The sequence below is a fragment of the Streptomyces sp. NPDC104831 genome (assembly GCF_055583025.1).
Map to the genome: position 1 here is coordinate 25,824 of NZ_JBVJOT010000046.1, position 18,022 is coordinate 43,845.

At 70.4% G+C, this 18,022-nt stretch carries 20 protein-coding genes and 1 other RNA gene; 13 read left to right on the top strand and 8 right to left on the bottom strand.

What is annotated here, in order from left to right:
- Positions 1-20: 20 nt before the first annotated feature.
- The 8 genes from ACZ63H_RS27825 to ACZ63H_RS27860 all read left to right on the top strand — a co-directional run bounded on the left by ACZ63H_RS27825 (position 21) and on the right by ACZ63H_RS27860 (position 7,720).
- Positions 21-362 (top strand): hypothetical protein, encoded by a 342-nt coding sequence (locus ACZ63H_RS27825; protein ID WP_469869593.1) that lies wholly within the window; start codon positions 21-23, stop codon positions 360-362.
- Positions 363-392: 30 nt separating this feature from the next.
- A complete protein-coding gene (locus ACZ63H_RS27830; protein WP_469869595.1) occupies positions 393-1,091 on the top strand; it encodes an SDR family NAD(P)-dependent oxidoreductase in 699 nt (232 codons plus the stop codon).
- A complete protein-coding gene (locus tag ACZ63H_RS27835) occupies positions 1,091-2,452 on the top strand; it encodes an ANL family adenylate-forming protein (RefSeq protein ID WP_469869597.1) in 1,362 nt (453 codons plus the stop codon). The genes ACZ63H_RS27830 and ACZ63H_RS27835 overlap by 1 nt, the downstream gene beginning before the upstream one ends.
- A complete protein-coding gene (locus ACZ63H_RS27840) occupies positions 2,449-3,084 on the top strand; it encodes an LbetaH domain-containing protein (protein WP_469869599.1) in 636 nt (211 codons plus the stop codon). Before ACZ63H_RS27835 ends, ACZ63H_RS27840 begins: the two co-directional genes overlap by 4 nt.
- 72 nt (positions 3,085-3,156) lie before the next feature.
- On the top strand, positions 3,157-4,872 hold the full coding sequence (cmlS, locus tag ACZ63H_RS27845; protein WP_469869601.1) for a chloramphenicol-biosynthetic FADH2-dependent halogenase CmlS: 1,716 nt from the start codon (positions 3,157-3,159) through the stop codon (positions 4,870-4,872).
- 2 nt (positions 4,873-4,874) lie between these two features.
- Positions 4,875-5,423 (top strand): RBBP9/YdeN family alpha/beta hydrolase, encoded by a 549-nt coding sequence (locus ACZ63H_RS27850; RefSeq protein ID WP_469869603.1) that lies wholly within the window; start codon positions 4,875-4,877, stop codon positions 5,421-5,423.
- A gap of 129 nt (positions 5,424-5,552) precedes the next feature.
- A complete protein-coding gene (locus tag ACZ63H_RS27855; protein WP_469869605.1) occupies positions 5,553-6,839 on the top strand; it encodes a cation:proton antiporter in 1,287 nt (428 codons plus the stop codon).
- Positions 6,836-7,720, top strand: coding sequence for a 4'-phosphopantetheinyl transferase family protein (locus tag ACZ63H_RS27860; protein ID WP_469869607.1), 885 nt, complete (start codon positions 6,836-6,838; stop codon positions 7,718-7,720). Before ACZ63H_RS27855 ends, ACZ63H_RS27860 begins: the two co-directional genes overlap by 4 nt.
- A 185-nt stretch (positions 7,721-7,905) precedes the next feature.
- Here ACZ63H_RS27860 and tgmC read toward each other — a convergent pair whose 3' ends face one another.
- From tgmC to tgmA, 3 genes are read right to left on the bottom strand one after another with little or no spacing between them, the layout of a single operon-like run.
- The gene (gene tgmC, locus ACZ63H_RS27865; RefSeq protein WP_469869609.1) at positions 7,906-9,030 is read right to left on the bottom strand and encodes an ATP-grasp peptide maturase system methyltransferase; all 1,125 of its coding nucleotides are present in this window, start codon (positions 9,028-9,030) and stop codon (positions 7,906-7,908) included.
- Entirely contained in the window at positions 9,027-9,992 is a 966-nt protein-coding gene (gene tgmB / locus ACZ63H_RS27870; RefSeq protein WP_469869611.1) for an ATP-grasp ribosomal peptide maturase, read from the bottom strand. Before tgmB ends, tgmC begins: the two co-directional genes overlap by 4 nt.
- Positions 9,992-10,258, bottom strand: coding sequence for a putative ATP-grasp-modified RiPP (tgmA, locus tag ACZ63H_RS27875; protein WP_469869613.1), 267 nt, complete (start codon positions 10,256-10,258; stop codon positions 9,992-9,994). Before tgmA ends, tgmB begins: the two co-directional genes overlap by 1 nt.
- A 640-nt stretch (positions 10,259-10,898) precedes the next feature.
- Here tgmA and ACZ63H_RS27880 point away from each other — a divergent pair.
- Entirely contained in the window at positions 10,899-12,164 is a 1,266-nt protein-coding gene (locus ACZ63H_RS27880; RefSeq protein ID WP_469869615.1) for an XRE family transcriptional regulator, read from the top strand.
- Entirely contained in the window at positions 12,161-12,682 is a 522-nt protein-coding gene (locus ACZ63H_RS27885) for an NUDIX domain-containing protein (RefSeq protein WP_469869617.1), read from the top strand. Before ACZ63H_RS27880 ends, ACZ63H_RS27885 begins: the two co-directional genes overlap by 4 nt.
- Positions 12,683-12,820: 138 nt before the next feature.
- Here the strand turns inward: ACZ63H_RS27885 and rnpB are convergent.
- The 3 genes from rnpB to ACZ63H_RS27900 all read right to left on the bottom strand — a co-directional run bounded on the left by rnpB (position 12,821) and on the right by ACZ63H_RS27900 (position 14,217).
- Positions 12,821-13,222, bottom strand: an RNA gene (gene rnpB, locus ACZ63H_RS27890) — RNase P RNA component class A.
- A gap of 55 nt (positions 13,223-13,277) precedes the next feature.
- Positions 13,278-13,799, bottom strand: a complete 522-nt coding sequence (locus ACZ63H_RS27895) for a TetR/AcrR family transcriptional regulator (protein WP_469869619.1) — start codon at positions 13,797-13,799, stop codon at positions 13,278-13,280.
- Positions 13,792-14,217, bottom strand: a complete 426-nt coding sequence (locus tag ACZ63H_RS27900; RefSeq protein ID WP_469869621.1) for a DUF4260 family protein — start codon at positions 14,215-14,217, stop codon at positions 13,792-13,794. The genes ACZ63H_RS27895 and ACZ63H_RS27900 overlap by 8 nt, the downstream gene beginning before the upstream one ends.
- A gap of 62 nt (positions 14,218-14,279) precedes the next feature.
- On the opposite strand from ACZ63H_RS27900, the gene ACZ63H_RS27905 reads away from it, so the two are divergent.
- From ACZ63H_RS27905 to ACZ63H_RS27915, 3 genes are all read left to right on the top strand, one after another.
- Complete coding sequence (locus tag ACZ63H_RS27905; RefSeq protein ID WP_469869623.1) at positions 14,280-14,564, top strand: hypothetical protein; 285 nt, start codon at positions 14,280-14,282, stop codon at positions 14,562-14,564.
- A 10-nt stretch (positions 14,565-14,574) separates the two neighbouring features.
- Positions 14,575-15,357 carry a peroxide stress protein YaaA gene (gene yaaA / locus ACZ63H_RS27910; protein WP_469869625.1) on the top strand — a complete coding sequence of 261 codons (783 nt, stop codon included), beginning with the start codon at positions 14,575-14,577 and terminating at the stop codon, positions 15,355-15,357.
- A 63-nt stretch (positions 15,358-15,420) separates the two neighbouring features.
- Positions 15,421-16,083 carry a bifunctional 4-hydroxy-2-oxoglutarate aldolase/2-dehydro-3-deoxy-phosphogluconate aldolase gene (locus ACZ63H_RS27915; protein ID WP_469869627.1) on the top strand — a complete coding sequence of 221 codons (663 nt, stop codon included), beginning with the start codon at positions 15,421-15,423 and terminating at the stop codon, positions 16,081-16,083.
- Here the strand turns inward: ACZ63H_RS27915 and ACZ63H_RS27920 are convergent.
- Positions 16,055-17,251, bottom strand: a complete 1,197-nt coding sequence (locus ACZ63H_RS27920; RefSeq protein WP_469869629.1) for a bifunctional RNase H/acid phosphatase — start codon at positions 17,249-17,251, stop codon at positions 16,055-16,057. The genes ACZ63H_RS27915 and ACZ63H_RS27920 overlap by 29 nt on opposite strands.
- Positions 17,252-17,271: 20 nt before the next feature.
- Positions 17,272-18,015 (bottom strand): zinc ribbon domain-containing protein, encoded by a 744-nt coding sequence (locus tag ACZ63H_RS27925; RefSeq protein WP_469869681.1) that lies wholly within the window; start codon positions 18,013-18,015, stop codon positions 17,272-17,274.
- Between the last annotated feature and the right edge of the window lie 7 nt (positions 18,016-18,022).

Consider the following 18,022-nt stretch of genomic DNA (forward strand, 5'->3'; position numbering starts at 1 on the left):
TCTCACAGAGAGGTACCGCCATGCAGGACCAACTGCTCACCGTGCTCGCGAACGTCATCGAGGAGCTGAACGAACGACGGGACGAGAAGATCCCGACGGACAACCTGCTCGATGTCAGCTTCTACGGTGACGCGGCCGTGTTCGACTCCATGCACCTCGTGAACTTCCTCGTCCTCGTCGAAGAGGGCCTGGAGGACGAGTTCGACGTCGAGATCTCGCTGACGTCCGAGAAGGCGGTCTCGCGCCGCGTGAGCCCGTTCAGCAGCGGCCGCAGGCTGATCGCGTTCATCGAGGAGGAGATCGCGCTCGCGCGGGGCGAGGCACGGGATGCCGACGGCGCGCTCGTGGGACAAGATGCCTGAGCACGGCACGGCTACCGCTGCGCGGTCCTCATGAACATTCTGATCACAGGCACCCGTACCGGCATCGGCAAGGCGCTGGCGCAGCATTTCCTCGCACGCGGCCACTCGGTGGTGGGCTGCAGCAGGAGGTCCGCCACCATCGACCATCCTCGGTACGCACACCACGAGGCGGATCTCACCGACGCCAAGTCGATCAAGTCCATGTGCCGCGCGATCCGCGCGACCCACGGAAGCCTGGACGCGGTGATCAACAACGCCGGCACAGCCACCATGAACCACTTCATGATGACACCGGACGACACCGCACGCCGCATCTTCGACATCAACTTCTTCGCCGTCCTCAACTGCTGCCGGGAAACGGTGAAGCTGCTGCAGAAGAGCGCGTCACCCGCGCCGGCGATCCTGAACGTCTCGACGATCGCCGTGCCGTGGGCACTGGAAGGGCAACTGGTCTACTCCGCGAGCAAGGCGGCCGTCGAGCAGCTCACACGGGTGATGAGCAAGGAGCTGGCGGATTTCGACATCCGGGTCAACGGGATCGGCCTGCCCCCGGTCAGCACCGTTCTCACCCGGACGGTGCCCACAGAGAAGATCGACGCACTGCTGCAGCGGCAGACACTCACGCGCATGTGCACAGTCGACGACATCGTCGGACCCGCGGAGTTCCTGGTCTCCCAGGAATCCGGGTTCGTCACCGGAGAGACCCTTTTCCTGGGTGGAGTCCACTGATGAGAAACGAACTGCTCGAACGATTCGACGAACTCGGCGACAGAACGGCCGTGATCCACGGCGGGACCGCCTACAGCTACTCGGACCTCGCCGACCGGGTCAGGCGGCTGAGCGCGCAACTGGCGGAGCACCAGGTGCGGCCGCACGACGCCGTGGTCCTCAACGGTGACTTCTCCCTCACTTCCATAGCCGCCCTCTTCGCCCTCTACCTGAACCGCAACGTCCTCATTCCCGTCGTCTCCCTGACGGAGGCCACGCTCGCCACGGTCAGCGCCTCCTGCGCGCCCCGGCACGTGCTCAGGACCGGCGGCGAAGTGACCATCGAGAAGCTGGACGGGCCGGCCGGGGCATCGGACGCCTACGCGGGTCTCGTGCGCGAAGGGGCGTCCGGTCTGGTCCTGCTCAGCAGCGGCAGCACCGGGGCGCCGAAGGCGATCCTGCACAACTTCGATTCCCTGATCGAGGAGAAGCTGGGCAAGAAGGCGCGCGTCGGGGGCAAGCCCTCGAAGGTCCTGATGTTCCTGCTCTTCGATCACATCGGCGGCATCAACTCCCTGCTCGGCGTCCTCCGCCTGGGCGGCACCGCGATCGTGCCCCGCCGCCGTACCCCGGACGAGATCTGCGCCCTGATCGAGGAGCACCGCATCCGGCTGCTGCCCACCAGCCCGACCTTCCTCAACCTCATCCTGATAGCCGGCTTCCACGAGCAGCACGACCTCTCCTGCCTCCGCCTGATCACGTACGGCACGGAGCCCATGCCGGAGGAGCTGCTCAAGAGGGTGAACGCGGCGTTCCCCCGGGCCCGGCTCCTGCAGACCTTCGGCACGAGCGAGACCGGCATCTCGACGACGACCAGCGAGTCGTCGAAGAGCACCTTCTTCAAGATCGAGGACGGGAACGTCCAGTACCGGGTCGTCGACGGGGAACTCCACCTGAAGAGCACGACCCAGTTCCTCGGGTACATGAACTATCCGAGCGACTCCCTCACCGAGGACGGGTGGTTCCGCACCGGAGACCTGGTGGAGGAGAACGCCGACGGCTACTTGAGGATCAAGGGGCGCGCCAAGGAGGTCATCAACGTCGGCGGAGAGAAGGTCCTTCCGCTGGAGCTGGAATCCCTGCTCATGGGGAGCCCGCTGATCGCCGACTGCACCGTCTACGGCAAGCCCAACGCCATCACGGGACAGTCGGTCTGCGCGGACATCATCCCCGTCGGGGAGATGAACCGCGCCCAGCTCCGCAAGCATGTGACGGAGTTCCTCGCCGACAAGGTCGACGCCTTCAAGATCCCGACGAAGATCAACCTGGTGGACGCCGCCAACGTGTCGGAGCGGTTCAAGAAGAAGCGGATCGCGACATGACTGCCCTCACGGTGATCGGGGCCGGGAAGTTCGCCGCCGAGATCTCCCGGTACGTCGAAGACGCCGCCGCGGGCGGGGTCGGCTTCCGGATCGAGCGGTACCTGCGAGTCGCGGACGAGCCCGTACACGTTCCCGCCGGACAGTGGTCCCCGCTGGAGGACTCCGTGCCGGCCGCCGGCACGCGGGTGGTCCTGGCGGTGCCGGACGTGGGGCGGCGGCGCGAGGTCATCGACGGTTACATCGAAAAGCATGACCTTGTCGCCGAGAACATCATCCACCCGGATTCCAGGGTGGACCCGGCGCAGCTCACCGGGCCGGGGAACGTCATCGGTCCTCATTGCTACATAGGCGTCAACGCGACCCTGGGCGCCTTCAACGTGCTCAATTACCACTGCACCGTGGGGAACCACTCACGTATCGGGTCGAACAACTTCATCGCTCCGAACTTCCACTGCGGCAACAGTGTCACGGCAGGAGACGACAACTTTTTCGGCCTGTCGTGCACGGTCGCGCCAGACATCACGATCGGCAGCTCCAGCAAGTTCCAGGCAGGACTGACCCTGTTCGAGGACGCCGCCAGCCGGAAAAGCCACTTCGCTCCTCCCCGTCTGAAGATCCTCGGTGCGGACTGAGCCGTCGCGTCCATTCCCGCCGTCTACTGCCAGGGCGTCGAAATGCCCGGCACCAAGGAACAGGAAGAAAGAATGAAGAAGGCAAAGGTCTCCATCATCGGCGCCGGCCCCGGGGGGTGCGTCGCGGCGCTGACGCTGCAGAAGCTGGGCCACGAGGTGGAGGTGTTCGAGAAGGGCCGGTTCCCCCGGTACCGAGTGGGCGAGTCCTTCCTGCCGGGCACGCTGTCCATCCTCAACCGCCTCGGGCTGCAGGACAGGATCGACGCGCAGAACTACGTGAAGAAGCCGTCGGCGACCTTCCTCTGGGGGCAGGACCAGGCCCCGTGGACCTTCTCGTTCGCCACGGCGAAGACGGCACCCTGGGTGTTCGGGCACTCCATCCAGGTCAAGCGGGAGGAGTTCGACCAGCTCCTCCTGGACGAGGTCAGGGAGCGGGGTGTCACCGTCCACGAGAACACTCCCGTGACCAACGTCGACATCTCCTCCGACAAGACGGTCACCCTGACCGTCCGGGACGGCGAGACGACCCGCACGGTCGGCAGTGACTTCGTGATCGACGCCGGCGGGTCCGGCAGCCCGCTGGCCCGGCAGCTCAAGGTCCGCCGCTACGACGAGTTCTACAAGAACTTCGCCGTCTGGTCGTACTTCAACTTCGAGGACCCCTTCAAGGGCGACCTCCACGGAACGACGTACTCGATCACCTTCGAGGACGGCTGGGTGTGGATGATCCCGGTGAAGGAGGGCCTCTACAGTGTCGGCCTCGTGGTCGACCGGTCGAAGGCCGCGGAGGTCAAGGAACTCGGCCCGGAGCGCTTCTACGAGCAGACGCTGGCCAAGGCCAAGCGCGTCACCGACCTCCTCGGTGACGCCGAGAGGGCCGACGAGGTCCGCATCGTCCACGACTGGTCGTACGAATCCGATCACTTCTCGGACGGTCGCTACTTCCTCGTCGGCGACGCCGCCTGCTTCACCGACCCGCTCTTCTCCCAGGGCGTCCACCTCGCCACCCAGTCCGCGGTATCGGCGGCCTCCGCCATCGACCGGATCGCGCAGGACGAGACGGAACTCGCCGCCGTCCACGCGTGGTACAACCGCAGCTACCGCGAGACCTACGAGCAGTACCACGAGTTCCTCGCGTCCTTCTACACGTTCGCCTCGTTCACCGAGCCCGACTCCGAGTTCTGGCGCAAGCGGCGGATCGTCGAGTCCGACGACGCCCGCCTCAGCCGCAAGAAGTGGTTCGACCGGCTGGTCCAGGACGACGCGAAGAACCCCACCGCGTCGGTCGCGGACTTCCGTGACCGCGCCTCCACCATGATCGCCATCGGCCGGCACCAGCGGCAGGAGCTGAGCGACGACTTCTCCGAGGAGGAGCTGAACGCGGCTCGCGTGCGCTGGATCGGCGGCCTGACCAAGCAGCTCAACCGCATCACGCGCCTGGCCTGGACCGGTGACGAGGTGCTGCTCAAGCCCTACTACAAGGTCGAGCCCCTCTCCTTCCGCCTCGAACGGAAGCAGGTGCTGGCCAACGAGAGCGGACGCGACATGGTCAAGTTCCCGCTCGAGGACGAACACCGCGAGATCTTCCAGAGGCTCGTCAAGGAAGAAGTCAGTTACAAGGAGGTCATCAAGCAGCTCAACAGCGCCGGGAAGCAGGAGGTGAGCTCGCAGATCGTCATCCGCCTGATGGAGGCGGGCCTGCTGACGGGGTACGACAAGCACGGCGAGCGCGTCGTGGTCCAGGACCGTCTGCGGTTCGACGGTGTCGGAGTCGAGTACGAGGTGTGACCATGGATTCCCTCACGTATGTCTTCCTCGCCGGCATCGACAACTCCGGCCCCACGCACTGGCAGTCGCAGTGGGCGACGCGGCTGTCCCCCTCGGTCTGGGTCGAACACGCCTCGTGGGACCGGCCCGTGCGCGACACCTGGGTCGCGGAGCTCGACTCCAGCCTGCGGTCGGTCCGGGGGCCCAAGCTCGTCATCGCGCACAGCCTCGGCTGCACGCTGCTCGCCGAGTGGGCGGCGGAGCACCGGGACCCGGACGTCGTCGGCGCCTTCCTGGTCGCGTTTCCCGACGTCGACGGCGCGAACTTCCCCGCGCTGGCGACGGGATTCGACTCCGCCCGGCACCGGCGACTGCCGTTCCCCTCGGTCGTGGTGGCCAGTGAGACGGACCCGTACGCGTCCTTGCACAGTGCGACGGCCAACGCCGAACTGCTGAACTCCTCGTTGATCAACGTCGGCGACAAGGGCCACATCAACGCGGATTCGAACCTCGGCGACTGGGCGGAGGGCTGGGCGCACCTGCACTCCCACTTCTCCCCGACCGCGCGCTGACCGCGCCCCTCATGCCGCGGGGTACTCCGCGACCGCTTCGCGGAGTACCCCGCGGCAGGCGTCATCCAGCACTCCCACTCGCCAGGCGGGTGCACCATCACGACTCCACACTCACGACTTGGAGAACGAGTGTCCGGCGCTGAATCGATAGCCGTCACGGCCATGGGCGGCATAGCCCTCACCTTCGCCGCGGGGACGCTCTTCACCCTGCTCGCTCGTCGCATCGGTCAGCCCGCGGTCGTCGGCGAGATCGCGGCCGGCATCTTCCTGGGGCCGAGTGTGCTCGGCCTGGTCCCCGGTGACCTGCCGAACCTGTTCTTCCCCGCCGAGGTGCGCACCTCCCTGGGTGTCGTGTCCCAGGTGGGCGTGCTCCTGTTCATGTTCATGATCGGCTGGGAGTTCGACCAGCGGGCGGTCAGGGGACACCTTCGCCTGGCCGGGACGGTCGGGCTCAGCTCGTCGCTCGTCCCCCTGCTCCTCGGGGGCGCGCTCGCGTGGGCGATCTACGGCTCGAACAGCACGGTCGCGGGCCGCACCGTTCCCTTCGCCGAGTTCGCGCTGTTCCTCGGTGTCGCCATGTCCATCACCGCCTTCCCCGTGCTGGCACGCATAGTGGCCGAGCGCGGACTCCAGGGAACACGGATCGGGACCCTGTCCCTCGGACTCGCCGCGATGGACGACCTGCTCGCCTGGTGCATGCTCGCCGTCGTCGTCGCCATGTCCGGCACGGCCGGCGCGGCCGGCTTCCTCGGCGTCATCGGATGGGCCCTGCTGTACGTCGTCGTGATGCTGCGGCTCGTCCGTCCCCTCCTCGCCGCGCTGCACACCCGGATGCGGCCCCGGCACCTCCCCTACGCCGCGCCGATGCTCGCGGCCGGAGCGTTCGTCTCCGCCGTCGTCACGTCGCACATCGGCATCCACGCCATATTCGGGGCGTTCATGTTCGGTCTGGTGGTGCCCCGTCCCGCGGCCGGCAGCCTGCTGCACCAAGCGGCCCACGTGCCGCTGGAGAACGTGAGCAGGATGCTCCTGCCGATCTTCTTCGTCACGACCGGCCTCTCCGTGGACCTCACGTCGCTCACCGGCGAGGGGCTGTTGCAGGCCGCGGCCATCACCGCCGTGGCCTGCCTCGGCAAGCTGGGAAGCGTCGCCGGCGCCGCCCGGCTCTCCGGCATGGGCTGGAGGGACGCCGCCGCGCTCGGCGCGCTCATGAACACGCGCGGCCTGACCGAACTGGTGCTGCTGAACGTCGGGATGGGCATGGGGCTGCTGTCCGTCCGGCTCTTCTCCTCGATGGTCCTGATGGCCCTCATCACGACGGCACTCGCGGCGCCCCTGCTCAACGCGCTCTCGCGCGGGGACGAGGACAGGACTCCCGCGGCGCCCACCCCCGTGTCCGAGCCGCAGGCCGCGTGAGGACCCCCTCGCTGCTGGAAGGGACGCTCGACGGGGTCACCGTCGTGGAGACCTTCGGCGACCGTGCCGTGCGGCTCTTCCCGGAGGAGGCGGCCCGGATGGCCGGAGCGCCGGACGCACGCCGCCGTGAATACGCCACCGTGCGGTGGTGCGCCCGCACCGCGCTTCGCCGGCTGGGCGGTCCCGAAGTCCCGCTCGTCGCGGCGTACGGCGGGGCCCCGGTCTGGCCACGCGGCTTCGTCGGCAGCATGACGCACTGCGACGGTTACCGGGCGGCAGCGGTGGCGGCGGCTGACACGCTCGCGAGCCTCGGCATCGATGCCGAGCCGCACGGCCCCTTGCCGCCACGGGTCCTCGCACGGATATGCGGTGCCCCGGAACGCCACGCCCTCGACCGGCTGGCCGCGACACACCCCGGCACCGCCTGGGACCGGCTGCTGTTCAGCGCCAAGGAGAGCGTCCACAAGGCGTGGTTCCCGCTGACCGGTCAATGGCTCGACTTCCTCGACTGCGTGATCGACTTCGAGCCCCGGACCCGGACCCTGACCGCGGCCCTCTCACCGGAGGGCCGAGAGCCCCCGAGTCCCCGCGCACCGCGGCTCCTCCATGGCCGCTGGCAGCGCACGGAGGATCATCTGGCGACCGCGGTACTGATACCCCCGCTTCCGCCGCCTCCCCTGCCCCAAGGAAAGAGGACAGCCGTGTCCGACCTTCAGAGTTCCCCCGAACCCCTCCGAGAGACGGTTCCCGACCGGGACCCCGCCGCGTACTCGGCCGAGTTCCTCAGGGAGTTGCACGTGGGTCCGGGAATGCTCGATCCCGGCTCCGGGCCGGTCCCCGGAGCCACCGGAACACCCCTCACCACGGCGTGCGTCCAGTAGCACCAGGCCCCGCACCACACCCCGGCCGGCCCCCCGCCGACCGACGCCTTCACCGGCGTGCCCGCACCGGCGAGCAACCCCGGGTGCTTTGGTGACTACCTTGTTGCTGCGCGACGGGTGGCCCCCCGGACCTGCCCGGGCGGCACCCGCCCCGGCTTGGTGACGGACGCTCTCGTTATCGGTAGTCAGACCGGCAGGTTCCAGGAAGGGCCGTCGGGTGTTCCGAGCCACACGCGCTGGGTGCCGTCCGAGGCCACGGTCAGGCCGAGTTCGGTGTGCGGGGGCGAGCCCGCGTCCTGCCAGACAGCGAGAGCGTCTTCCACCTGGTCCCAGAGGCTGAGAAGGCCGTGCTGGTGCACGGTCCAGCCGCCCTCAGCCGGTTCGGTCCACGCCTGTGACCCGGTGGCAACGTCCACGAGGATCACGCCCGTGCCCGTAGTCATGAGTTCCGCGGACGGTGCGGCGAGCTGAGCGAGGAACTGCCCGGTCCAGTCTTCCAGGAGTGCGGGATTCACGCGGGTGGCGCGGGTGTGGCCGGCATGCTGCTGGAAGATGGGCCGGGGTGGCCGTTCGTGGGGGCGGGCGAGCATGTAGCCGATCTGGTCGGGCTCGAAGCGGCCGGTGGCGGTGCCGTCGTCCTGGACGGTGAGGCGGACGAGTCCGGAGGCGAGCATCCATCCGCTGATGGTGGTGGTGATGGTTCCACCGGCGCGTACTTGGTACAGCCAGGCCGGGGGGATGTGGCGGACGGCGCAGGTGGCCACGATGTGGTCGTAATCGGCGTCGTCCTTGTGCCCGGCGAGGCCGTCGCCGGTGATCAGGGTGGGGTGATACCCGGCGGCGTGGATGTGGTCCGCCGCCGCGGCGGCCAGACCCGGGTCGTACTCGATGGAGTACACGTTGTTGTCGCCGAGGCGGCTGCACAGGATGGCGGTGGAATAGCCGGTGCCGGTGCCGATCTCCAGCACCTTGTGACCCTCGTTGATCCCGGCGACGTCGAGCATGCGCACGACCAGGGAGGGCAGCGTGCTGGACGAGGTGGGGCGGCCGGTGACGGGTCCCGTGGCATCGACGGCGGTGGTGCCTTCAACCTGGGTGACCCAGGTGGTGTCCTGGTAGACGAGCCCCAGCCACTCTCCGGGATCGATCCGGTCGCGGTGTACGGGGGTCCACTGGCGGCCGTCGAACCGGAACAGACCGTTGCCCAGGAAGAGTTCGCGGGGCACCGTTTCGAGTGCCGTACGCCATGCCTGGTCGTCCACGGGGACGGCGGCGGCGAGTTGGCGGCGCAGGTCGGCGGGGTCGGTCATGCGGGTGCTCCATGCTGTAGGCGGTCGGCGATGGCGTGCTTGATGGGAGCAGTGATGTGGTCGGGGAACCAGGCCCATTGACCGTTGGGGTTGCACTCATACCAGTGCCAGACGCCATCACGGTCCAAGCCGAAATCGAAGGCGCCGAAGGTGAGTCCGAAAGCATCGAGGTAGGCGCGTACGCCTTTGACGATGGCCGGGGGAACGGGCACGGGGGTATAGGCGAGCCGGTCGTAGTGGCGACGCCAGTCCACGCCAGGTGAACCGTCGATACGGACGGCGGCGAGGTAGTCGCCGACGGCGGTGAGGCGGATGTCGGCGGACTTGCCGACGCGCTGCTGAAACAGGTGTGCGGTGTGCCGTAGTCGGCTGTCGATCTGGCATGGGGTGACATCCTCGATCCACACGGTCAGCGCGCGGCCGGTGTCGTCGGTGTACCCGGTTCCCCTGAGTGGCTTGTAGACGACCGGCCCATGTTCGGCGAGGAAGGTGCGGGCCCGGTCGGGGTCGTTGGTGATGAGTGTGGGTGGCACGATGAAGCCGCAGGCGGCAGCCGTGGCCAGTTGCGCCGGCTTGTACTCGGCGTCCCGGTTGCGCCAGGGGTGGTTCAGGTAGTGCGCACCGGGGAGAGCGGCGAGAATGCCGCCGAGCCCGTAGCGGGCTTCCTCGACGGCCCATCGGCCGGTCTGCTCATCCATGGCGAGGTCGGCGGTGTAGGGGGAGGGCCGCCGCCAGTACACCGAGCGGACGTTCCCCAGGTCGACGCTCCGGGACACGGTGGCGAGAGTGCCGCCGGTCCCGATGCTGTCGAAGGTGCCGGACAGGGTCACCTCGCGGGGGAAGTCGCCGGGGTCCAGGCGGACCACTGGCACGCGTCGATGGTTCAGTTCGGTGATCACTTCATCCGCAGTCGCGTCGTCCAGGCGTGTGACGACGAGGACGGGCGGCCCACCCGCAGCCATCAGTCAGAGTCCCCGTTCTGGTCGCTGCCCTGGTCCGGGGTGCCGTCCAGGCTGGTCTTCGTGCTCGTCTCCTGCGACGTCTCCGACCGCTTGTGCTTGGCCTCCGCCGTCAGCGGAGCGCCGTCGGGGCCGACCCACACGGGGATCTGCGTGTGCGGGTCGAGGACGGGCCGGGCGGCAGGAAGGACGGCCGCAGTCGGGTAGGGCCGCATGCGACCGAGTCCCCAGGGCGTGACCTGATCCAGTGACGTCAAAGGCTGTTGCATGAGTTTCCTCGTCTCTCAGGTGATCCGACAGTGGCAGCCACCGCCCGGGACTTCCGGACGGCGAGAGGGGCTCAGCCGGGGCAGTTGGTGTGAACGAGCGTTGTGCCCCGGCCGGGGTAGTCGGGCCATCCGCCCCAGGGGGTGGGGCGGGCGGCCGTTGCGGTCTCCCCCGCGTTTGAGTGACCGTCCCGCGCGCTGCCGACAGCCGACGGACGGATGCCGCGGGGGGGCGTCTCGGTAACTTCGTCGCAGGCCATGGACACCACCAGCCCGAGCCCAACGGCAACGGCCGCCGATGGTGTCCGGTCCGACGATGAAGGGCTCGGGCACACGGCGGCCTCGCTCAAGAGGGTGACGCTGTGGCGCGGGTATTGCCCTGGAATCACACGTTCGTCGGTCATGGTCATCGTCACGCCTTGGTCCGAGCGGCTGGAGTATGCCCCGCCCGAGCGCCTCGGGAGAGAAGTCTGCGGGCAGGGCGGCGCCGAGGTGCGTTCACGGGTGCGCTGCCCGGCGGCTGACAACCAGTCAACGCGCGGAGGAGGAGATGAGGAGACTCCAGGAGGTGACTCCAACGCGGAGTCGGGTCGGCGGTGTTGGCTTTAGCATCGGTTTCATTCGCTACCCGGGGGAGTTGCAGATGGACCGTCTGTCACCGGACCCGCGTGAGGTCGTCGCCGGTCTGCTCGGGGATGAACGTCTGCTCCATGCGTGCGCCGAGCGGGACATGGGGGCGGTGTTCCGGATGCTCAATGCGCGCGGTGTCAGTACGCGGCGCATCGCTGCCGCCGTCGACATCACGCAGGGGCGGCTGTACGACTACATGAACGGCAAGAGCCGGGTGGAGAAGCTGACCCTGTTCGAGCAGATCTCCGACGCCTTCCACGTCCCCGGCCATCTGCTGGGGCTGGCTCGACGCTCGTGGGAGCCCGCGCCGGCGACCGCCGAGCACGAGCGGACGGACCGGCCGCCGCCGGACGGTGACGACCTGGTGGCAATGGATCATTTCCGCAGCGCTGACCGGCAGACCGGCGGCGGCAGGCTGTACGGGGCTGTCGTCCGGCACCTGTCGGACCGGGTGGCGCCCCGGCTGGTCGACATCGGCAGCGGTCCGCAGGTGTTCGCCGCCGCAGCCGCGCTGACCGAGATGGCGGGCTGGATGGCTCACGACTCCGGTCATGACGACCGCGCGGCCCAGCACTTCACCCGCGCTCTCCCCCTGGCACGCACCTCTGGTGACCTCCCGTTGGCCGCCCACGTCGCTGCGAGCAGCAGCCACCTCGCCCTTGAGACCGGGGATGCGGCCGGGGCCGTCGGTTGGGCGCGGATCGGGCTCCAATTGGTCGCGCAGGGGCCTCGGATTCCCGCGCTGACGGCGCGGCTGCACACCATGCAGGCGCGTGCGCTGGCGGTCGCGTCTCAGCGCACCCCGGCCGCCCACGCGCTGGAGGCCGCGCACCGCGACCTGGAGGCTTCGCCCGCTGCTGATCACCCGTGGCTGAGCCCGTTCGACGCCGCCGCGCTGGCCAGCGAGTCAGCTCTGATCCTGCGTGACCTGGAGCAGTACGACGAGGCACTGTCGCACGCCGAACAAGCTGTTGCGCTGCGTGAGGCGGGGCGGGCGCGGTCCCTGGCTCTGAGCCGGATCATCCTGGTGAGCATCCATGTGCGCCTGGGTGACCTGGACGCCGCGGTGAGCGTCGGCCACGACCTGCTTGGTACGAGCCCGACCCTCGGCTCGGTTCGGGTCGTGCAGCAGCTTGACGGGTTACGACGCCTGCTGGAGACGCACCAGGGGTACCAGCCGGTCCGGGAGTACCTGGCGCGGTTCGATGATGCACGCCGCGCCAGAATGCTCCTGCTGGCCGATCTGATCCCGCCGTCCCCGGGAGGCACCACCGCATGAGGCCCACAGCACCCGATCCCGCCGACACCGACGCGTGGAACGCGTACCTCGCGGAGGGCAACGCCAAGCAGGCCCGCAAGCGCGTGGCGGCCGATGTGCTGCTGCGGGACCCGTCCGGCCGTGTGCTCCTGGTGAACCCCACCTACAAACCGGGATGGGACCTGCCCGGCGGGATGGCGGAGGCCAACGAGCCACCGGAGGACACGGCACGCCGTGAACTGATGGAGGAACTCGGCATACGCCTCACGCTGCTCGGGCTGCTGGTGGTGGACTGGGTGGCCCCGCACGGCCCCTGGGATGATCAGCTCGCGTTCGTCTTCGACGGCGGCACCCTGGACGAGGACCAGGCCGACCGGCTGCGGCCACGAGACGACGAACTGTCCGAAGCGGCCTTCGTCACGGCCGCCGAAGCCACCGGTCGCCTCCGGGACCGCACCCGGCGCCGGTTCGAGCAAGCCCTGAAGGCCCTGGACACGGGACGGCCGCTGTACCTCCGCGACGGCGTGCCCGTCATTTGATCAGCAGTGCCCCACGCGTCGGCGTGGTCCCTCCAACCGGCTATGTGCGGCACGGTACGTGTCGCACATCTTCACCTTCGGAGGCAACTACGCCAGGGCCCCTGATCTGTGATTTCGCAGGTGAGTAGCACTGAGCGGCAGACGAGTCGGGCTGTACGCCGGGTTCTGTTCCCCGGTTGCCTCGCGGCGGCCGGGGCGACGGCCATCCATCTAGGGCCGGCGTTGCCGCCGGCCTCGTGCGGTCTACCCGCGGACTCGGGCGGGCAGCCCTCGATCGTCCGCGCAGGGACACCGGGGTGTCCCCTCTTGACCTTGCTCCGGGTGGGGTTTACCTAGCTGCCCAGGTCACCCTGGGCACTGGTGGTCTCTTACACCACCGTTTCACCCTTACCGAGGACGCTGGGTCCCCGGCGGTCTGCTTTCTGTGGCACTGTCCCGCGGGTCACCCCGGGTGGCCGTTAGCCACCACCCTGCCCTGTGGAGCCCGGACGTTCCTCGGGAAGCCCTTGAAGGACTCCACGCGGCCGTCCGCCCGGCTCGTCTGCCGTGAGGACAATGGTACCGGGCGGCCGCCCCCGCGCGGACCGGCGGCCCCCTACGCCCCCAGCGCCCCGAGCCCCCGCCTCCACGCCGCCCCCAGGTCGGCGCCGGGCGGGAAGCGGCCGTGGATCTCCAGGACGACCATGCCGTGGGCGAAGGCCCAGAAGGCGCGGGCCAGGTCCACGTCGCCGGCGCAGGCGCGCAGCAGGGGCCCGGCGGCGCGGTCCTCCAGGCCGGGGGGCAGCGCGGCGCGCGGCAGGGGCCGTTCGGTGGCCAGGCAGTACAGGTGGGGGTGGGCGAGGGCGTGGCTCCGGTAGGCCCCGGCGAGCGCGTCCAGCGAGCCGGGGGCACGGGCCTCGGCGGCCTCCAGGGTGTCGGCGGTCTCGGCCAGCAGCTGGGCCACCAGCTCGGCCTCTACGGCGTGTTTGTCGGGGAAGTGCTTGTAGAGGGAGGGCGCCTTGATGCCGAGGCGGTCGGCGAGGGTGCGCATGGTCAGGTGCGCGGGTCCGGACTCCTCCAGGAGGTCCCGGGCCGCCGTGACGATCTCCCGTGCCCGGGGGGTGAGCCGGTCAGCCACGCTGGAAGCCCTCCTTGGTGCGCAGTCCGTAGCCGAAGACGCGATCGCACGAGATGTGGGCGAGCCAGCCGCACAGGGCCGCGAAGGCGGGCGGCCAGTGCAGCGGGAGCGTGGCGTAGCCGGCGGCGAGCGCGAGCGGGACCAGGGCGCGGTGCATGGCGTTGTAGTACGGCACCGCGCGGGGCGGCAGCTGCCCCTTGGCCATGCGGGGCGCCTCGTCGAGCGCCACCAGGAAGGTCAGGTCCGGCAGCACGAGGAAGGCCAGGGCGAGCACGACGGCCGGCCAGCCGTGGTGCACGCCCTGCATCACCGCGAGGACCGACCAGGACAGGGCGGACACCAGCCAGACTCCGCGTCGCAGGACGACCGGGTGCGGCAGGCGCCGCGTCACGGTGGTCGTGGCGGTTGACACGGTCATGGCTGCCTCCGGGGCGTGAACGCGGCGCATCAGGGTGAGCTAACGCTGTTAGCCACGACCGTATGGCTAACGGCGTTAGCCGTCAAGCCGTCGAACCGGTCGGCGTGTCCTTCACACCGGAGCCGGACGCCCCCGGCCTGATCGTCGGTCCGCAGGCCACGGTGGCGCCGGAACCGGCCGAGCCCGGCGCGCACACGGCCGTACCGGGCCGGCGCGGGCCGGTCAGCGTGGTCCGGCTGTGCGCCGACGACCCGGGCGCCCCGGCCCAGGCCCCCGCGGGCGACCGGACCCCGGCGGTTCGAGGCCGCCCGCGGGGCCGCCGTACCCTGGCGCGGAGGTCTACGTGAGGAGTACGTGTTGCTGGTCCTGCTGCCGCCCTCGGAAGGCAAGGCGAACGCGGGTGAGGGCGCCCCGCTGGAGCTGGGCTCGCTGTCCCTGCCGGGGCTGACCGCCGCCCGGGAGGCCGTGCTCGGCGAACTGGTCGAGCTGTGCTCGGGCGACCCGGACAAGGCCCGCGAGGTGCTCGGGCTGAGCGAGGGGCTGCGCGGCGAGGTCGCGAAGAACGCCGGGCTGCGCACGGCCGGCGCCCGCCCCGCCGGGGAGATCTACACGGGCGTCCTCTACGACGCCCTCGGCCTGGCCACGCTGGACGCGGACGCCCGGCGGCGCGCGGCGGACTCGCTGCTGGTGTTCTCCGGGCTGTGGGGCGCGGTGCGGGTGACGGACCGGATCCCCTCCTACCGCTGCTCGATGGGCGTGAGGCTGCCGGGCCTGGGCGCGCTGGCCGGGCACTGGCGGGCACCCATGGCCGAGGTGCTGCCGTCGGCGGCCGGCGAGGGGCTGGTGCTGGACCTGCGTTCCTCGGCCTACGCGACCGCCTGGAAGCCGAAGGGCGAGGTGGCCGGGCGTACGGCGACGGTGCGGGTGCTGCACGCGCCCACCCGGAAGGTCGTCAGCCACTTCAACAAGGCGACGAAGGGCCGGATCGTCCGCGCCCTGCTGACGTCCGGGGCCGCGCCGGACGGCCCCGCCGAGCTGGTGGAGACGCTGCGGGAGCTGGGTTACACCGTGGAGGCCGAGGCCCCCGGGAAGGCGGGCAGGGCGTGGGCGCTGGACGTGCTGGTGGACGAGATCCACTGAGCGTTCATTGCAGCATACGCAACGCTCATTGCGGGTGATGCAGCCGCTGGGCACGATGAGGGCATGACCTCGCCGCTGCCCTCCGCCGCCGACCCCTCCGTCCTGGACCTCGCGCCCGTCCTGCCCGTGGTGGTGCTCGCCGACGCCGCCGACGCCGTGCCGCTGGCGCGGGCGCTGGTGGCCGGCGGGCTGCCCGCGATCGAGGTGACCCTGAGGACCCCGGCGGCGCTGGAGGCGATCCGCGCCATCGCCGGCGAGGTGCCGGACGCGGTGGTCGGCGCGGGCACGGTGGTCACCCCGGAGCAGGTGGACGCGGTCACCGCGGCGGGAGCGCGGTTCCTGGTCAGCCCCGGCTGGACGGAGGCGCTGCTGACGGCGATGCGCGCGTCCGGGCTGCCGTTCCTGCCCGGGGTGTCGACCGCCTCGGAGGTGGTCGCGCTGCTGGAGCGCGGGGTGCGGGAGATGAAGTTCTTCCCGGCGCAGGCGGCGGGCGGCACGGCGTACCTGCGCTCGCTGGCCGGGCCGTTGCCGCAGGCCCGGTTCTGCCCGACCGGCGGCATCGGGCCGGCGACCGCGCCGGAGTACCTGTCCCTGCCCAACGTCGGCTGTGTGGGCGGCAGCTGGATGGTGCCGGCGGAGGCGGTGGCCGCCCGCGACTGGGCCCGGATCGAGGAGCTGGCGCGGGCCGCGGCCGGGCTCAGGGACGCAGGTGGGACGTGTCGTTGAACAGCCGTACGCTCGCGTTGCCGTCCGCGTAGTACGCCACCGCCGACAGGGAAGCCGCCGACAGCTCCATCCGGAACAGCGACTCGGGCGGGGCGCCGAGGGCGAGGCGGACCAGGGTCTTGATCGGGGTGACGTGGGTGACCAGCAGGACCGTGCGGCCCGGGTACGCGGCGACCAGCTTGTCCCGGGTGGCGGCCAGCCGGACGGCCGTCTCGGCGAAGCTCTCGCCCCCGCCGGTGGGGTGCGCGTCCGGGTCGGCGAGCCAGGCGTTCAGGTCGTCCGGGTAGCGCTCGCGGACCTCGCCGAAGGTCAGGCCCTCCCAGGCGCCGAAGTCCGTCTCGCGCAGACCGTCCTCGATCGTGACGTCCAGGTTCAGCCGGGCGGCGACGATGGCGGCGGTCTCACGGGTGCGGGCGAGGGGGGAGGCCACCACGTCCTGGACGGTGCCGCGCCTGGCCAGGGCCTCGGCGACGCGGTGCGCCTGGTCCCGGCCGGCGGCGGAGAGGGAGGGGTCGGTGCCGCCGCTGCCGGAGAAGCGTTTCTGGGGCGTGAGCGGGGTCTCGCCGTGGCGCAGCAGCACGAGGGTGGCGGGCGCGCCGAGGTCGGGCGCCGAACTCCAGCCGGGGGCGGAGGAGTGCGCCTGACCGGAGGCCGGGCGGTCCTCCCCGCCGGGGAGTGCGGCCGTCCCGTCGGCCGCCGGTGCCGCCTCCGCCGTCGCCGCCAGGTCGGCGCGGGAGCGCGACGGCGACCACTGTTCGCCCTTCGCCCCCGCGTCCATCGCCTCGTTGGCCAGGCGGTCCGCCTGCTTGTTCCGGTCGCGCGGGATCCACTCGTAGGTGACCTGCTCCGGCGGGAGGACGGAGCGTGCCTGGGCCGCCAGCGGCTTCATGTCGGGGTGCTTGATCTTCCAGCGGCCCGACATCTGCTCGACGACGAGCTTGGAGTCCATGCGGACGTGCACCCTCGCGGTGGGGTCGAGGGCGTGCGCGGCGCGCAGGCCGGCCAGGAGGCCGCGGTACTCGGCGACGTTGTTCGTGACGACGCCGAGGAACTCCGCCGCCTCCGCCAGCGTCTCCCCCGTCGCCGCGTCGCGCACCACGGCCCCGTAGCCCGCGGGCCCCGGGTTGCCCCGCGACCCGCCGTCGGCCTCGACGATGAACTCCCGCACGCCGCCTCCCCCAGAGGTTCTCAGATACCCGACTCCGCCGTGCGCACCAGGATGCGCCGGCAGTTCTCGCAGCGGACCACGGTGTCCGGCGCGGCCGAGCGGATCTCGTTCAGCTCGGTGATGGCCAGCTCCTGCCGGCAGCCCTGGCAGGTGCGGGCGTACAGCTTGGCCGCGCCGATGCCGCCCTGCTGCGTGCGCAGCTTGTCGTACAGCTTCAGCAGGTCCGCCGGGACGGAGGCGGCGACGACCTCGCGCTCCTTCGTCACCGAGGCGGCCTCGCCGTCGATCTCCCCGAAGGCGGCGTTCCGGCGCCCGGTGGCGTCGTCGATCTTCGCCTGCACCGAGGCGACCCGCTCGGTCAGCTCGGACACCCGCTCCTGGGCGGCCTCACGGCGCTCCATGACCTCCAGGACCACGTCCTCCAGGTCGCCCTGCCGCTTGGCGAGGGAGGCGATCTCGTGCTGGAGGTTGGACAGGTCCTTGGGCGAGGTGACCGCCCCGGAGTCCAGGCGCTGCTGGTCGCGGGCGGCGCGCTGGCGCACCTGGTCGACGTCCTGCTCGGCCTTGGTCTGCTCGCGGGCGCAGTCGCTCTCCTCGGTCTGCGCGGCCACGAGCAGGTCGCGCAGCTGCGTGAGGTCCTTCGTCAGCGAATCGATCTCGGCGTGCTCGGGCAGCGACTTCCGCTTGTGCGCGAGCTGCTGGAGACGGACGTCGAGGGCCTGGACGTCGAGGAGTCGGATCTGGTCGGCGGGCGCGGCGTTCAGTTGGGGG

Bases quoted from the DNA above. Each gene is read 5' to 3' on its own strand.
- tgmA (WP_469869613.1), bottom strand. From the start codon at position 10,258: ATGCAACAGCCTTTGACGTCACTGGATCAGGTCACGCCCTGGGGACTC.
- ACZ63H_RS27900 (WP_469869621.1), bottom strand. From the start codon at position 14,217: ATGACCGTGTCAACCGCCACGACCACCGTGACGCGGCGCCTGCCGCAC.
- ACZ63H_RS27915 (WP_469869627.1), top strand. From the start codon at position 15,421: ATGACCTCGCCGCTGCCCTCCGCCGCCGACCCCTCCGTCCTGGACCTC.
- ACZ63H_RS27840 (WP_469869599.1), top strand. From the start codon at position 2,449: ATGACTGCCCTCACGGTGATCGGGGCCGGGAAGTTCGCCGCCGAGATC.
- ACZ63H_RS27825 (WP_469869593.1), top strand. From the start codon at position 21: ATGCAGGACCAACTGCTCACCGTGCTCGCGAACGTCATCGAGGAGCTG.
- ACZ63H_RS27885 (WP_469869617.1), top strand. From the start codon at position 12,161: ATGAGGCCCACAGCACCCGATCCCGCCGACACCGACGCGTGGAACGCG.
- ACZ63H_RS27850 (WP_469869603.1), top strand. From the start codon at position 4,875: ATGGATTCCCTCACGTATGTCTTCCTCGCCGGCATCGACAACTCCGGC.
- ACZ63H_RS27835 (WP_469869597.1), top strand. From the start codon at position 1,091: ATGAGAAACGAACTGCTCGAACGATTCGACGAACTCGGCGACAGAACG.
- tgmC (WP_469869609.1), bottom strand. From the start codon at position 9,030: ATGACCGACCCCGCCGACCTGCGCCGCCAACTCGCCGCCGCCGTCCCC.
- ACZ63H_RS27880 (WP_469869615.1), top strand. From the start codon at position 10,899: ATGGACCGTCTGTCACCGGACCCGCGTGAGGTCGTCGCCGGTCTGCTC.
- tgmB (WP_469869611.1), bottom strand. From the start codon at position 9,992: ATGGCTGCGGGTGGGCCGCCCGTCCTCGTCGTCACACGCCTGGACGAC.
- cmlS (WP_469869601.1), top strand. From the start codon at position 3,157: ATGAAGAAGGCAAAGGTCTCCATCATCGGCGCCGGCCCCGGGGGGTGC.
- ACZ63H_RS27830 (WP_469869595.1), top strand. From the start codon at position 393: ATGAACATTCTGATCACAGGCACCCGTACCGGCATCGGCAAGGCGCTG.
- ACZ63H_RS27905 (WP_469869623.1), top strand. From the start codon at position 14,280: ATGGCTAACGGCGTTAGCCGTCAAGCCGTCGAACCGGTCGGCGTGTCC.